Annotated in this window: 12 protein-coding genes; 7 read left to right on the top strand and 5 right to left on the bottom strand. The window is 60.5% G+C overall.

Annotated elements, in window-relative coordinates; all coding sequences use genetic code 11:
• Positions 1–32 precede the first annotated feature (32 nt).
• The 4 genes from G9X64_RS23655 (at position 33) to ubiA (ending at position 4000) form a co-directional block, all read left to right on the top strand.
• Positions 33–1292, top strand: coding sequence for a cyclopropane fatty acid synthase (locus G9X64_RS23655; protein ID WP_168311046.1), 1260 nt, complete (start codon positions 33–35; stop codon positions 1290–1292).
• Positions 1293–1358: 66 nt separating this feature from the next.
• Entirely contained in the window at positions 1359–1940 is a 582-nt protein-coding gene (locus G9X64_RS23650; RefSeq protein ID WP_168311045.1) for a histidine phosphatase family protein, read from the top strand.
• Between the two features lie 127 nt (positions 1941–2067).
• Entirely contained in the window at positions 2068–2880 is an 813-nt protein-coding gene (locus G9X64_RS23645) for a MipA/OmpV family protein (RefSeq protein ID WP_168311044.1), read from the top strand.
• A 160-nt stretch (positions 2881–3040) separates the two neighbouring features.
• On the top strand, positions 3041–4000 hold the full coding sequence (gene ubiA, locus G9X64_RS23640; protein WP_171377453.1) for a 4-hydroxybenzoate octaprenyltransferase: 960 nt from the start codon (positions 3041–3043) through the stop codon (positions 3998–4000).
• A 123-nt stretch (positions 4001–4123) separates the two neighbouring features.
• Here ubiA and G9X64_RS23635 read toward each other — a convergent pair whose 3' ends face one another.
• Positions 4124–5071: a DMT family transporter gene (locus G9X64_RS23635; protein ID WP_168311042.1), complete on the bottom strand. Its 948-nt coding sequence runs from the start codon at positions 5069–5071 to the stop codon at positions 4124–4126.
• A gap of 85 nt (positions 5072–5156) precedes the next feature.
• Here G9X64_RS23635 and G9X64_RS23630 point away from each other — a divergent pair, with 85 nt between their 5' ends.
• Complete coding sequence (locus G9X64_RS23630) at positions 5157–5636, top strand: Lrp/AsnC family transcriptional regulator (protein WP_168311059.1); 480 nt, start codon at positions 5157–5159, stop codon at positions 5634–5636.
• Between the two features lie 136 nt (positions 5637–5772).
• Here the strand turns inward: G9X64_RS23630 and G9X64_RS23625 are convergent, their stop codons facing one another.
• Positions 5773–6339, bottom strand: coding sequence for a DUF6101 family protein (locus G9X64_RS23625; protein WP_003556960.1), 567 nt, complete (start codon positions 6337–6339; stop codon positions 5773–5775).
• A gap of 300 nt (positions 6340–6639) precedes the next feature.
• On the opposite strand from G9X64_RS23625, the gene G9X64_RS23620 reads away from it, so the two are divergent.
• Positions 6640–9969, top strand: a complete 3330-nt coding sequence (locus G9X64_RS23620) for a DUF1217 domain-containing protein (protein ID WP_168311041.1) — start codon at positions 6640–6642, stop codon at positions 9967–9969.
• An 18-nt stretch (positions 9970–9987) separates the two neighbouring features.
• Here G9X64_RS23620 and G9X64_RS23615 read toward each other — a convergent pair whose 3' ends face one another.
• The 3 genes from G9X64_RS23615 to G9X64_RS23605 form a co-directional block, all read right to left on the bottom strand.
• Complete coding sequence (locus G9X64_RS23615; protein ID WP_168311040.1) at positions 9988–11418, bottom strand: FAD-binding oxidoreductase; 1431 nt, start codon at positions 11416–11418, stop codon at positions 9988–9990.
• A gap of 32 nt (positions 11419–11450) precedes the next feature.
• Positions 11451–12425, bottom strand: a complete 975-nt coding sequence (locus G9X64_RS23610; RefSeq protein WP_168311039.1) for an L-threonylcarbamoyladenylate synthase — start codon at positions 12423–12425, stop codon at positions 11451–11453.
• Between the two features lie 189 nt (positions 12426–12614).
• A complete protein-coding gene (locus G9X64_RS23605) occupies positions 12615–13223 on the bottom strand; it encodes a DUF6656 family protein (RefSeq protein ID WP_168311038.1) in 609 nt (202 codons plus the stop codon).
• 419 nt (positions 13224–13642) lie between these two features.
• Between G9X64_RS23605 and G9X64_RS23600 the strand changes: the two genes are divergently transcribed.
• On the top strand, positions 13643–14887 hold the full coding sequence (locus tag G9X64_RS23600) for an aromatic ring-hydroxylating oxygenase subunit alpha (RefSeq protein WP_168311037.1): 1245 nt from the start codon (positions 13643–13645) through the stop codon (positions 14885–14887).
• Positions 14888–14980: the final 93 nt, after the last annotated feature.

The following is a 14980-nucleotide window of genomic DNA, read 5'->3' as shown; positions in this document are numbered from 1 at the left end:
TGTGACTGTCCTGTCACATTTGCGAGGCGTCCATGGCGTCGGCATTCTTATCGATCGTCCAGCAAATCGTCCGCAAGGGTTCATTAAAACTTACCCTTGCCAATGGCGAAACCTACACTATCGGCGACGGCACCGGTGAACCCGTTGTCGCCCGACTTGCCGATCAAGAGGCCGAGGACGCCATCCGGCGCGACCCGACCATGAAGCTCGGCGAAATGTACATGCAAGGCCGGTTCATTCTCGAACAGGGCAACATCTACGATTTCCTGTCGCTGGTGAAACAGAACACCACCAATGAAATCTTCGATTTCAAGATGGCGGCACTGCTCCTCGGCCGCATTGCCTGGCAGCAGCTGAAGAGCCGCGTGCCGGTCAATCGCAACAAGCACAATGTCGCCCATCATTACGACCTGTCGGCCAAGCTCTTCGATCTTTTCCTCGACGAGGACTGGCAATATTCCTGCGCCTATTTCGAGCCGCCGGGCATTGGTCTCGACGAGGCGCAGCTCGCCAAGAAGCGCCATATCGCCGCCAAGCTTCTGCTCGAGCCGAACCAGCGCATCCTGGAGATCGGCTCCGGCTGGGGCGGCATGGGCATGTACCTGACGGAGGCGACCGAAGGTGCCGAGTTCACCGGCATCACGCTAAGCGAAGAGCAGCTCAAGGTCTCGCGTACGCGCGCCGAAAAGCGCGGCCTTGCCGATCGGGTGCGTTTCGAACTGCAGGACTACCGCACCATGACGGGCAGGAAGTTCGACCGCATCGTTTCGGTCGGCATGTTCGAACATGTCGGCATCGGCCATTACGGCAATTTCTTTCGTAAGGTATCGGATCTCCTCGACGACAACGGCGTCATGGTGCTGCATTCGATCGGCCGCCCGAAGCCGAGCTTCGGCACCAATGCCTTCATCGAGAAATACATTTTCCCGGGCGGCTACATCCCCTCCGTCGGCGAGGTGGTGCCGCCGCTTGAAAAGGCCGGGCTGCTGGTCAAGGATATCGAAATCCTGCCGCTGCATTATGCCTATACGCTGCGTCATTGGCGCGAGCGTTTCGTGGCGCGCAAGGCCGAAGCGGTGGCACTTTACGACGAGCAGTTCTTCCGCATGTGGGAATTCTATCTGGCGGGTTCCGAAATGGGCTTCCGCTGGGACGAGCTCTTCATCCTGCAGATCCAGATCGCCAAGAACCAGTTCGCCGTTCCGGACAATCGCAATTACATCGCGCGCAACGAAGCGAAGCTGAAGGAATTCGAGGCGAGGCGCGCTCCGCTCGAAAAGGTGACATTCTGATCCCCCGGAAATGCCGCTTCCGCTGCGATTTTGCCGAGGAACCGGTCCTCATGAAAGGTTGTGCCGATGAGCAGTGCGTTTCCCGAGATCTACCTGGTCCGCCACGGTGAAACCGAATGGAGCCTGTCCGGGCGCCATACCGGACGCAGCGATATTCCCTTGACGGCGAACGGCGAGGCCGCTGCCCGCAAACTCGCCGACCGGCTGGCGGGCCTTAGCTTCTCCGCCGTCTGGTCGAGCCCGTCCGAGCGGGCCCGTAAGACCTGCGCGCTCGCCGGGTTCGGACCGGGCGCGGTGATCAAGGACGATCTCGCCGAATGGGACTATGGCGCCTATGAAGGCATCACCACCAAGGAAATCCTGGCGGGCCGCCCCGGCTGGCAGCTCTTTCGCGACGGCTGCCCGAAGGGCGAATTCGCCGCCGATGTCGGCGATCGCGCCGACGCCGTGATTGGCGGACTTCGTCAAACGGCCGGCACCATCCTGGTCTTTTCGAGCTCGCATTTCCTGCGCGTCCTCGCCGCCCGCTGGCTCGGCCTGCCGCCGGAAGACGGCTCCCGTTTCGTGCTTGATACGGCGAGCATCAGCGTGCTCGGCTACGAGCACGATCTGACCGAACCGGTCATCCGCCGCTGGAACCAGAGATAAAAATCAGACGCAGTCCACTGCCCGCTCAATCTCGCAGCCGTGGTTAACATTGAGGTAACGACATCGGGATAGATGTAGCGAGCGCCGCCCTCCGCGGCTTTGTTTTTGCGTTTTCTGGAGTGTGGACGTGTCTCATCGATCAGTCGTATCGATCTCTTTGGCTATTGCCCTTTTATCCGCTGGTTCGGTGGCCGCCCAGGAAGGCGGCCAGCACTTCTGGTCCGGCGACTGGTATCTGAGCGTCGGTGTCGCCGGCTTCTCCGCTCCGAAATTCGAGGGCTCGTCGCACAATGAATTCAAGTTCAGCCCGCTGATCTCCGTCGGCCGCCAAGGTGCCGGGGCGCGTTTTTCCTCGCGCAACGACAATCCCTCTTTCGCCCTCATCGACAAGGGCGCTTTCCGCGCCGGCATCGTCGGCAGGTTCGTGCCGTCGCGCGATGACGGCGACGGCAGCGAGCTGAAGGGCTTGAAGAAGGTCAAATGGGGGGCGGAAGCCGGCGGTTTCGTCGAGGTCTACCCGACAGATTTCCTTCGTGCCCGCGCCGAAGTCCGCCAGGGCATCCGCTCGCATGACGGCATCGTCGCCGATCTCGCGGTCGATGCCTTCACCGATATCGCCCCCGACCTGCAGTTGTCGGGCGGACCGCGTGCGACCTTCGCCACCAGCGGCTATTACGACGCCTATTACGGCGTCAACGCCAAGCAGGCGGCGGCAAGCGGCCTTGATCCCTATAAGCCGTCGTCTGGCATCCAATCCTATGGCGCAGGCGCGGCGCTGACCTGGAAGGCGACGGAAAACCTCTCGGCAAGTTCCTTCCTCGAATATAAGCGGCTGGCAGGCCCTGCCGCCGACAGCAGCCTCGTGCGTGACCGCGGCTCGAAGAACCAGGTCCTGATCGGCGTCTCGGCGACTTACAAGTTCAATTTCTCACTGCAGTGACTGATGCGGCTGCGCATCTCTCTCAGATGCGCAGCGCTGTAACACTTTGAATTGCCGTATAATTTCGTCTTTGGATCGATCCCGATCCAAGGAATGATACAAATGGCAGCGCAATGATCGCTTCTTGACCGGATCGACGGCCCGCCGCTAGATGAGCGGCATGCACGATACCGGCGACTTCAACGATCGCGTCTCCGACGCACCTTCCGATAACTGGGTCTACCGGATCCTGCCGCCATGGCTTTGGCCTTATGCGCAGCTCGCACGCTGGGATCGCCCGATCGGCTGGCAGCTGTTGATGTGGCCGTGCTTCTGGTCGGCGACACTTGCGGCCAATGCGGCGATCGGCGAGGGGCTCTATTCCGGCAGCTTGCTGGTGTCTCATCTGTTCCTTTATTTCATCGGCGCGGTCGCCATGCGCGGCGCCGGCTGCACCTATAATGATCTCGTCGACCACGAGATTGACATGGAAGTGGCGCGCACGCGGTCGCGTCCGCTGCCCTCCGGCCGCGTCACGCGCGCCCACGCGAAGATCTTCATCGGCTTGCAGGCGCTGGTTGGCCTCATCGTGTTGCTGCAGTTCAACTGGCTCAACGTCTTCCTCGGCGTGCTCTCGCTCGGGATCGTGGCGTTTTATCCCTTTGCCAAACGTTTCACCGACTGGCCGCAATTCTACCTCGGACTTGCCTTTTCCTGGGGCGCGCTGATGGGCTGGGCCGGGATTTTGGGTGGCCTCTCCTTTGCTGCCATCCTGCTCTACGCCGCCTCCGTCGCCTGGACGATCGGTTATGACACGATCTATGCGCATCAGGACAAGGAGGATGACGAGCTGATCGGCGTCCGTTCCACCGCGCGCCTGTTCGGCGACAGGACACGGCAATGGCTGATCGGCCTTTATGGGCTGACGCTGCTGCTGATGTTTATTGCTTTCGCTCTCGCCGGCGCCAATCTCATCGCTTTCCTGGCCTTGCTCGGTGCGGCCGGCATGTTCGCCTGGCAGATCGTCCGGCTCGATATCAACGATGCCGAGCAGTGCCTGGCGCTCTTCAAATCGAACAACCGCGTCGGCCTGATCATCTTCTTCGGCCTCTTCGTCTCGCTGCTGTTTGCTATTCCCTGATCGGGACGATAATCCCGGCGCGGGCGCCAGCCCTGGATTCGCCGTAGACTGGAATATCGAATTCTTCCTACAACGCCGCGCTTTTTGGGAATTTTCTGTCGCAAAGCTCCCTCGCAAAAAAGCTCAAATTTTCGCGACGGAGTCTTGCGAAAGCTCGGATAGAGGGCGCGGCTTGCTGAAAGCCGCGACGGCAGCGCAGACGCCGGCGAGCTGCAATGCCGCGCCGATCGCCTCGGCAGGAGATGGCAACCGCCCCTCGAACATGAAGCCATAGGCGAGGCCGAACATTGTTTCGGCAACAATGAGCAGGGCGGAGAGAGCCAGCGGCAGGCGACGGGAAGCGACCACCCAGCACCAGGTCGCGAACCACGAGCCGGCGAGCCCCATCACCAACGCCCATCCGATGAAACGCGAGACTTCGGGAACGGATGCCGTATCCGCCAGATCCAAAGAAGCAAGTGGCAGCAGGAGAAGGCTGCCGATTGCCGCTCCGATGCCTTGCAGTCCTGTCCATTGCAATCCGTCTGGGGCGTCGGCTGACCGCATCACGGCCGCATTTGCCAGTCCATAGACAATCCAGATCGCCAGCGCGACTGAGCTGGCGAGAATGCCGAGAATGATCCCCGCCGTGGTGGAAAGGTCTGCCGCCCGGATCGTCGCGACATTGACGATCACCACTCCGGTCGCGATCATTGCCAGTGGAAAGGCGAGAGCGTGCCATGGCGCGGAACGGTCTTGAATATTGCCGATGATGGCTAGAAACACTGGCATGGTGCCGATGATGACCGGAGGGATGGCGGCACCCGCAAGCTGCACGGCAAAGGCAGCGCTGACAAAATATCCGACATATCCTGCACCACCAAGAAGCAGGCCGATCAAGAACCGTGAGGGTGTCATCCCCATCGGCCGGAACCGGCGATCGAACATCATGAGCAGACAGACCAAGCCGAAGATGCCATAGCGGGCAATGGTCAAATCCCACGCCGTGAACGGTGCTACGGCGCGCGGCGCAACGAAAGTCAGCCCCCACAACGCGCATGTCGTAAGGCCGGCGATGATCCCAAGCAGCATGTTTGTCTCCTGTTGGAGCAATCATGCAATGCGATCCGACCATTTTATATGGAAAGGCAAGGGCTATTCGGCTAGATTTCTCGCGATGTTGAAAGCAAAAACACCTAAAAACCTTCAATCTGGAAAGTCGACGCTGGACGAGGCGGACGCGCGCATTGTTGCGGCGCTCGATTCCGATGCGCGATTGTCCATGAGCGAGCTAGCCCGCCTCGTCGGCATGTCCGCGCCGAGTGTATCAGAACGTGTTCGCAGGCTGGGAAGTGCGGGTGTCATTCGGGGGTTCACCGTGGATGTGGACACACGCGCCATCGGCTACCAGATACGGGCGATGGTCAGGATCAGGCCGCTGCCTGGTAAGCTGCATCTGGTCGAAAAGCTCATTCAGGAACGGCCGGAATTTGTCGAATGCGACAAGATCACCGGCGACGATCCGTTCCTTGCCCGCTTGGTTGTGCATTCGATCGAGCAAATGGACGATGTGCTTGAAGTCCTTTCCGAGCACGCTGTCACCAGCACGGCCGTCATCAAAGGAACTTCGGTCAAACGGCGCTTGCCGCCGCTGTAGCAAAGTCAGGGTTTCCGAGGCAAGCATACACATTCGCCTTCAGCGATCGAGCGCTACAGCGTCGCAAAACGGGCATTCCGCGACAGATGAGTGCGCAGAATGCCCGGCAATGATGTGTCCGGTGTCGCGATTTCGGTCAGTTGCGGGCGATGATTTCCTTACCTTCGATCTTCATGGCGACGCCCAGCCGGCCGGTGGTGCGGCGCACGAGGAAGCGCGGACGGCGATTGGCGAAGTAGGAATGACGGCGGCGCGGCTTGAGATCGCTGGTGCGCAGGGCACCAATATGGTCTTCGAGCGGCCGGGCGACGCCGTCGGCCTCGACCATCAGCATCGGAATGCGGAAGGCTTCCGACCAGCTGCGCCAGTCGGCGGCAATGTCGCTGAGATCATGGGCGACGAGCAGCGGAATGCAGAGCTCCGGATCGGTGTGGTGAAGCTCGAGAGTGACGGTGACTTCGCCGTCGCCGTGGTCGATGGCGCGGGCGGCGACACCCTTGAAGACGCGCTTCGGCAGCGCAATCGAGAGCGGCAGGCCGCTGGAGGGGAGGACCTTGCGCAGGACCGCGCCACGTTCGTCTATGGTGATATTGACGTCATCCGAACAATCATGGATGGCGTAGCTGACCTGCTGGGGAAAGCGGGACGGATCGAGGCGTAACGTCGTGCCAGCCCAGGCGGGCTTCATAACGGGATTGTTCATTTCATTCTACCCTTGTCTTACCTGAGAGCCGATTTTCGGTCTTCTCCTTGGGACTTTTCGTCCTCTATGGCCGACAATAGGCAGCCGCCGTTCCGTACAGCTTAAAAATTGCGGTTAAGAAAACTTTGCCTCCTCTGATGGTTATCAAAACCGAATCCGGCAGGGTTTCCGGAAGGTGAACGATGTGGTGTCCTGGAATGATGCATCCGCAGGTAAGTCTCAGGTAAGCTTTACATGGCAAAATATGCTCACCAGCATTTCGTCGTTCTTTTAGAGATTTTGCCGAAAAGGGCGCTTTCCATGATCACGGCTTCCCTCGCTTACACGATCCTGTCGCGGGACATGACGTCGAGCCTCAACAAGGTCGCGTCGCAGACGACGGTCAAGAAGGATGCCCAATACTACGCCGACCATATCAACAAGGTCACCAACGTCGACGACTTCCTCGGCGACTACAAGCTCTACAGCTATGCGATGAAGGCCTATGGCCTCGAGGACATGACCTACGCCAAGGCCTTCATGAAGAAGGTGCTGGAAAGCGATCTCACCGATCCCGACAGCTACGCCAACAAGCTCTCCGATACGCGCTACCGCGAATTCGCCGCCGCCTTCAATTTCAATGCGCCGGAAAAGGACGTGCAGACGGATGCGCAGGAGGACGAGCTCATCGGCCTTTACAAACAATCATTCGCCGATGCCGAAAAGGCCGCGAGCGCCGAAAGCACTTATTACAGCAACAATATCGACAGCGTGCAGAGCGTCGACGACTTGGTCAACAACACCCGGTTGCGCACCTATGTGCTGAAGACCTTCAAGATCGATCCCACCTATGCGTCGAAGGACTTTCTGCGGCAGGTGCTGACCAGCGATCTCAGCGACCCCACGAGCTTCGTCAATACGCAGGGCGGCGACAAGTATAAGGCGCTTGCCGCCCAGTTCAGCTTCAACGCCGACGGTACCGTCACCGGCACGGCCCAGACCGCCGCGCAGAAGGCCTCGGTCATCGAGTCCTACACGCTGAATTCCCAATCGGTCATCATCGACAATTCGGTTGGCTCCGACGTCTATTACGTCGGCAAGACGGCGGCCGAATACAACAAGGCCTATTACACCGCCAAGATCGGCACGATCACCAATGTCGATGACCTGATCGCCGACAGCCGGCTGACCTCTTATATCAAGACAGCCTACAGCATGGGCGCCGACTTTACCGCTGCAGCGCTGCGCACGGTGCTGACCGACCCCGGCTATGCCCAGCTGATGGGCTTCACCAATGTCTACAATGCTTTCAATTTCAAGGCGGACGGTTCGACGTCGAACACGGCGCGCGCCCAGTCCATCGCCCAGGCGAACAATCTGCAGTCGGCAGCGTCGAACACCGGCAACTATTATACCTTGACCTCGCAATCGAGCAGTATCACCAATGTCGACGACCTGCTCGCCGACAATGTGCTGGCGCGCTACATCAAGGATGCCTATGGTCTCGGCACGAATTTCAGCAATGCCGACCTCAAGAACATCCTGACGGATTCGGCCTATGCCGCGGCTCAGGGCCATGCCGACCTTAATGCCGACTTCAATTTCCAGGCGGACGGCTCGATCAACGGTTCGGTGATTCAGACGGAAGCACAGCGCAAGTCGACCACTGACAAGTCGGCGGCGAACGCCGCGCATTTCAACGGCATGATCGGCAATGTCACCAATGTCGATAACATCATGTCGGATGCCGTTGCCGTCAGCTACATCAGAAACAGCATGCAGATCGCAGACAGTGTCTCTGATGCGACGTTGAGGACCTTCCTGGTCGATCCCGCGGCTGCCAGCGCCCAGGGCTATAGCGACGTCCACGATCTTTTCAATTTCAAGGCGGACGGTTCTGTCGCCACCCTTTACGCCTCGCAAAGTGCCTCGCAGAGCGCGAGCACCACCAGCAAGGCCAATGAGGCGGCCGTCTACTATCAGGCGACCATCGCCGGCATCTCGGACGTCGATCAGTTGCTGGCGGACCAGAAACTCAACAATTTCGTCCGCAACGCCTTCGGCATCCCGTCGACGGTCAGCGATCTCGATCTCAGGAATATCCTGACCGACCAGAGCGGCACCGGCACTTATGCCGACGTTGCTGCTGCCTTCAACTTCAAGGCGGACGGCACGCTTGAAGATGGTATGCAGGCGCAGACGGCCGCCCAGATCAGCAATACGAAAATTAGTGCCACAGCGCGGACCAACGACTATTCCGCGCGGATGAGGGCAATCGCCAATGTCGATGATCTTATTGCCGATGACGGCATCACCAATTTCCTGAAGAGCACTTACAATCTGCCGTTCGATATCTCGGACGCCGATCTGAAGAGCATCCTGACCGATGCGACGGCGGCCGCAGCAGCAGGTCACGCCGATCTCAACGCCGACTTCAACTTCGCCGCCGATGGATCGCTTCCTGTCGTCAGCTCGGTCCAGACGGCCGACCAGGCGCAGACCACCAACGACAATTACGCGGCGCGTTATGACGACGAGCGCGACGAGGCGATCGACGAGGTCGCATCCAACTACCAGAAGCTTATGGCCGACAGCAGCAGCCTGCTGAATTTCTCCGACGTCGACAGCGTCAATGACTTCCTGCGCAGCAACTCGTCAGCGGATTTCACCAAGAGCAACGACAATTTACCGGATCTCTTCCATGTGGCGCTGCAGGCTTTCGGCCTGACCGACCAGGACGTATCGCGTTCGATGATGCGCAAGATCCTGACCAGCGATGCCTATGATCCGAACGGCTATGTCGCTTCGCTCAAGGATGAACGCATCACCAACCTTGCCCGCGCCTTCAACTTCGGCCCCGACGGCAAGGCGGCATCACCCTTCCAGGCGCTGCCCGACGCGACAATGGCCAAATACGCCACCGACTATAGATCGCATATGACCATGCTGATGAAGGACGGTCCGGTAAAGGACAAGGCAGCGAAGGATGCGACGGCCGAAGTCGATTATTTCGCCAAGGGCATGGCCAAGGTAAAGTCGCTCGACGACTTCCTGGACGACAGCCGGCTGACCGACCTGGTGCTGAAGGCGAACAACCTTGACCCCAAGGATTACGACAAGGCGACGCTGAAGAAGATCTTCACATCCGATCCCGACGACAAGAAGAGCTATCTCAACGCCACCGCCGATGCGCGATTCAAGGATATCGTCGCCGCCTTCAATTTCGACAAGGATGGCAACCTGACCCGCGCCAAGATCGGCACCATCCAGAACAAGGCGGCCGAGGAGCATACGCAGGAGCTCTATGTTCAGCAGACGATGGAAGCCCAGGAGGGCGAAAGCAACGACGGCGTCCGTCTGGCGCTCTATTTCAGCCGCAAGGCCTCGAGCATCACCTCGATCTATGGGATCCTCGGCGACAGGGCGCTTTACCAGGTCATCACCACAGCCTACAGCCTGCCGTCGCAGATCTCCGGCATGGATGTCGCCAAGCAGGCAGATCTCATCAACCGCTTCGTCAAGCTCGAGGATCTCCAGGATCCGAAGAAGGTCGACAAGCTGCTGCGCCGGTTCACCGCGATGTACGACGTCCAGAACGCCACCCAGCAGTCGCCGGCGCTGATGCTCCTGACCGGCGGCGGTACGCAGTAGGCCTGATGGCGTGCCGTCTCACGGATCGAGGCTGACAACCTTTTCCGGGTTCATGATATTGGCGGGGTCGAAGGCGCGCTTGATGCGGCGCATCAGCTCGATTTCGATCGCCGGGCGGATCGCCGCCAGTTCGTCGCGCTTCAGCTGGCCGATGCCGTGCTCGGCCGAGATCGAGCCGCCATGGGCAAGCACCAGTCCATGCACGATATGGTTCATCTCATGCCAGCGGGCGATGAAGGCGTCCTTGTCGGCACCGACCGGCTGAGAAATATTGTAATGGATATTGCCGTCGCCCATATGGCCGAAGGCGCAGATGCGGGCGCCAGGCATGGCCGCCATCACCGCTTCTTCGGCCTCGGCCATGAAATGCGGGATCTTCGACACGGGTACGGAAACATCGTGCTTGATCGACCCGCCTTCCGGCTTCTGCGCATCCGACATGCTCTCGCGCATGTGCCAGAGCGCCTTCTGCTGCGCCACGGATGAGGCGATTGCAGCATCCAGCACCAGCCCGGCCTCAAAACCCTGTTCGAGCACGCCATTCATCATCCGCTCCGCCGTCTCGGCCGAATCCGACGTCGAAATATCGATCAGCACGTACCAGGGATAGGCCGTTTCCAGCGGATCGCGCACGCCGTCGATATGGCGCGTGGTGATCTCGACGCCGAAACGCGGCATCAGCTCGAAACCGGTGAGCGAGGCGCCGCAGAGGCTGGAGGCGAGATTGAAGAGGCCAAGCGCGTCCGTCACCGAATTCAGGCCTGCGAAGCCCACCTGATGGCCGAGCGGCTGGGGAAAGAGCTTCAGCACCGCGCCGGTGATGATGCCGAGCGTGCCCTCGGCGCCGATGAAGAGGTCGCGCAGGTCGTAGCCGGTATTGTCCTTCTTCAGGCGGCGTAAGCCGTCCCAGATCTCGCCGGTCGGCAGCACCACTTCGAGGCCGAGGCAGAGCTGACGTATATTGCCATAGGCAAGCACGGCCGTGCCGCCGGCATTGGTGGAAAGGTTGCCACCGATGCGGCAGGAGCCCTCCGAGCCGAGCGACAGCGGAAACAGCCGCCCATGCGCCTCGGCCGCCTTCTGCACCTCGGCAAGGATGGCGCCGCCGTCTGCCACCAGCACGTTCGCCACCGGATCGACATCGCGGATCCTGTTCATGCGCTCTAGCGACAGGATGATATCGGACCTGCCCTGACGCGGCGTCTGGCCGCCGACGAGGCCGGTATTGCCGGTCTGCGGCACGATCGCCGTTCCGGTCTCGGTCGCAAGCTTCATGATATCAGAGACTTCTTCGACCGAACCGGGTTTCAAGAGGAGAGGGGAAGAGCCGTGATAGAGCCCGCGGTTTTCGATCAGATGCGGCGCAAGATCGGCCTCGCTGCGAAGCGCGTACTTGTCGCCGACGATCGCAATAAAGCGGTCGAGATCCTCGCTGGAAATGCTGCTCATCGGGCTCGATTCTCCATCCTGTTCCTGGTCCTTCAGTCGCGGGGCGCGGCTGCCCGCTGCAGGCGGTCGTTGATTGCCTCGCCCAGCCCCTCCTCGGGAATCGGCGAAAAGGCAATGCTCCGGGCGCCGCTGGCATCTGCCCGCTTGATATAGTCGAAAAGATTGGCGGCTGCCTCCGCCAGGTCGCCGCGCGGGCTGAGATCGAGGACGATCCGTGCACAGTCCGCGCCGGAGACCGCAGCGCTGCCGAAGGCGATCAGCGCTTCGCCGGGTTCGACTGCCGTTGCATTGAGGCGCACGGAAGCACCCGGCGCGTAATGCGAGGCGAGCATGCCCGGCGCCTCGATGGCCGCCGATGCCGCCTTCGCACGCAGCAGCGGTTGGCCTGCAATGCGTTCGATCTCGCGCGCCGCCAGTCCACCCGGCCGAAGCAGCCTGAGTTGGCCGCCCTCTGCCTTGACGATCGTCGATTCGACACCGACAGCGCTTGGGCCCGCATCGAGGATCAACGGGATTTTCGCCCCGAGATCGGCTTCGACATGGGCGGCACTCGTGGCGCTGACCCCGCCTGAGGTATTGGCGCTGGGGGCTGCGAGCGGCCGTCCGAAGGCGCCGATCAAAGCGCCTGCAAACCCCTTCGGCACGCGGATGCCGACGCTGTCGAGCCCGGCGGTCGCCAGCGAATGGATCGGACTTTCCCGCTTCAGCGGCAGCACGAGGGTCAGCGGACCCGGCCAGAAGGCTGCAGCGAGCGCCCGTGAGACCGGGTCGAATTCGGCATGTTCTTCCGCCATCGCGAGATCGGCCATATGGCAGATCAGCGGGTTGAAGCGCGGCCGTCCCTTTGTCTCGTAGATGCGGGCGATGGCCAAAGGATTGGTAGCGTCGGCTGCAAGGCCGTAGACAGTCTCCGTCGGGATGGCGATGGCAAAGCCGTCGGCTAGAGCGGCTGAGGCCGCCTCGAGCGCTGCCTGCCTGTCTGCCGTGATATCGATCGTGCGTGCCATGTTCTGCCCGGTACTTGCGACTGCGCCCCTTGCGCGTCTGAAAAGACGCGCGGCGCTGTAATCCCGGCAGTCATTAGGCTTTCCGCCGCCCGCGATCAATCGTGTTGTTCATCTATGCATGTCGCCCAAAAGTGTGCAGCGGTTTTGGGGCCACGGCATGCATCAAGCAAGGACCTAAGGCGTCGCGCTTTAGAGCTGCCGGATGATTTCGCGCAGCTGTTCGTTACGGGCGCCGAGCAGCAGGATGTTGCGGATCGCCGCCTGCGGGTCATGCGTGCGGAAGAGCAGGCCGTTGCCGCGCACCGACCGGTCGATAGTCATCTTTTCCGCGGAGTTCTCGCCGGGTTTGATCGCGACGGCGAAATACATGCGGGAATAACCGACATCGATGCGCTCGAAGAAATTGTCGTTCTCGCCGATCTCGGAATAGAAATTGGAGATGTAGAAGGCCCAGCTTACCTCTTCGTAATGGGCGAATTTCGTCCGCGCGGCGGTGACGTGGCAATAGCCGAGATGCGGGCTGTCCTCCAGCGTCCGGTGGAAGATCATCTTCGGAAACTGGATCGAGTGGTGAAAGCCGTTGATGTGCTGATGCGTCTTCTCGCCGGCCACCTGCAGCTTTCGTCCGGTCTTCGCTGCGACCTCGTCATGGGTGAAATACCGCTTTTCCTCCGCCAGCCAATGCCGCCGCTCGCGGGGGATGCGACCGGTTCGCAAGAATTCGGAATGGGCGGCAATCAGCTGCGGTTCTTGCGATCTGCTCGCATCTTTCGCGTCGAAATAACGGAGTCTGGCCATGGTTCGCGTTCTTCGGTCGGTCGGTGATCATCAGGAGGATAGGACCGTATGCTTAAGGCGATGTTAAAAAATGGCCCCCGGGGCCGGCCGGCTGAAGGGCAAATGCCGGCAGATGTCGCAAACGCGACGGCGATCGATATCAGGCAGCCGGCCTCTTTGCGGAGCGGGTCTTTACGCCATGTCGCAATTGAGGATAATTGCCCGGAGAGTCGGGCAATGTCATCGACCGGGATCGGCAGCTTGCGGCTTGCCGCATCCTGTCGTCAATTTCGAAGCCGATGTCGCATTACAACCAAGCGGCAGGCAAGCTCGGTGATTAAATGACGCCATGAACACTTCTCCCGAAGGAGAAGGAAGCGGGCGCGCTTCCGCCGGCCTTCTTGCCGGCAGCCGGCAGCCGGGTGCACGAGGACATGAAGATGGATATTCGCAGCAACGTTTTGCGTCAGCTCAAGAGCCGCCGTGAGGGCTTCAGCCTCGAACAGCCGTTCTACATCGACGAGGATTATTTCCAGCTCGACATGGAGATGATCTATTATCGCGACTGGCTGTTCATCGGCCATGATTGCGAGTTGCCGAAGCCGGGCGCCTATTTCACCGTTCAGATCGGCAGCTATCCTGTCGTCATCGTCCGCGGCCGCGACAATGTCATCCGTGCCTTCCACAACAGCTGCCGCCATCGCGGTTCGCGCGTCTGCACCAAGGAGCACGGCTCCTCCGTGCGCCTCGTCTGTCCCTATCATCAGTGGACCTATGATCTCGACGGCAAGCTCGCCTTCGCCCGCCACATGGGTGATGACTTCGACAAATCAGGCTTCAACCTGAAGCCTGTCCATTGCGAAATCGTCGCTGGCTATGTCTTCATCTGCCTTGCCAACACCGCCCCGGATTTCCAGCCGGTGCGCGACAAGATCGAACCCTATGTCGCGCCGCACCGGATCAGCCAGAGCAAGGTCGCCTTCCAGAGCACGATCATCGAGAAGGGCAACTGGAAGCTCGTCTGGGAAAACAACCGCGAGTGCTATCACTGCGCCGCCAATCACCCCGAACTCTGCCGCACCTATCCCGAAGCCCCTAGTGTCACCGGCACGGATGGCGGCGCCGACGATCCCGAGATCGCCGGCCATTGGGCGCGTTGCGAGGCGGCCGGCCTGCCGAGCAAGTTCCAGATTTCGCCGGACGGTCAGTTCCGCACCGCCCGCATGCCGCTGATCGAGGATGCCGAGAGCTACACCATGTCGGGTAAGCGCGCCGTCAAGCGTCCGCTCTCCGATGATATCTCGATCGGCCATATCGGCACCATGCTGCTCTTCCATTACCCGACGACGTGGAACCACCTGCTCGGCGACCACGCCATCTCCTTCCGGGTTCTGCCGCTCAGCGCCAACGAGACGGCGGTGACGACCAAGTGGCTCGTCCACAAGGACGCCGTCGAAGGCGTGGATTACAATCTCGAGGAACTGACCCACGTCTGGACCGAGACCAACGATCAGGATCGCCGCATCGTCGAGGAGAATGCCTTCGGCATCCACTCGCCCGCCTATGAGCCCGGCCCCTATTCTTCCCTGCACGAGGGCGGCGTCATGCAGTTCCTCGAATGGTATTCGAACTTCATGGTGAACCGTCTGCAGGGCGACCAGGCGAAAATCTCGGCCGTTGCCTGATCGCACACTGCCTGAGCCGGGCGGTTAATCTCCGGTTCAGTTCGGACTCTCTAAAAGGAAAGGCAGCCGGCCCCGGCGGCTTTTGGAACCGTT

Source organism: Rhizobium sophorae (genome assembly GCF_013087515.1).
Lineage (GTDB): Bacteria > Pseudomonadota > Alphaproteobacteria > Rhizobiales > Rhizobiaceae > Rhizobium > Rhizobium sophorae.
This window is presented reverse-complemented; position numbering and strand designations above follow the sequence as displayed.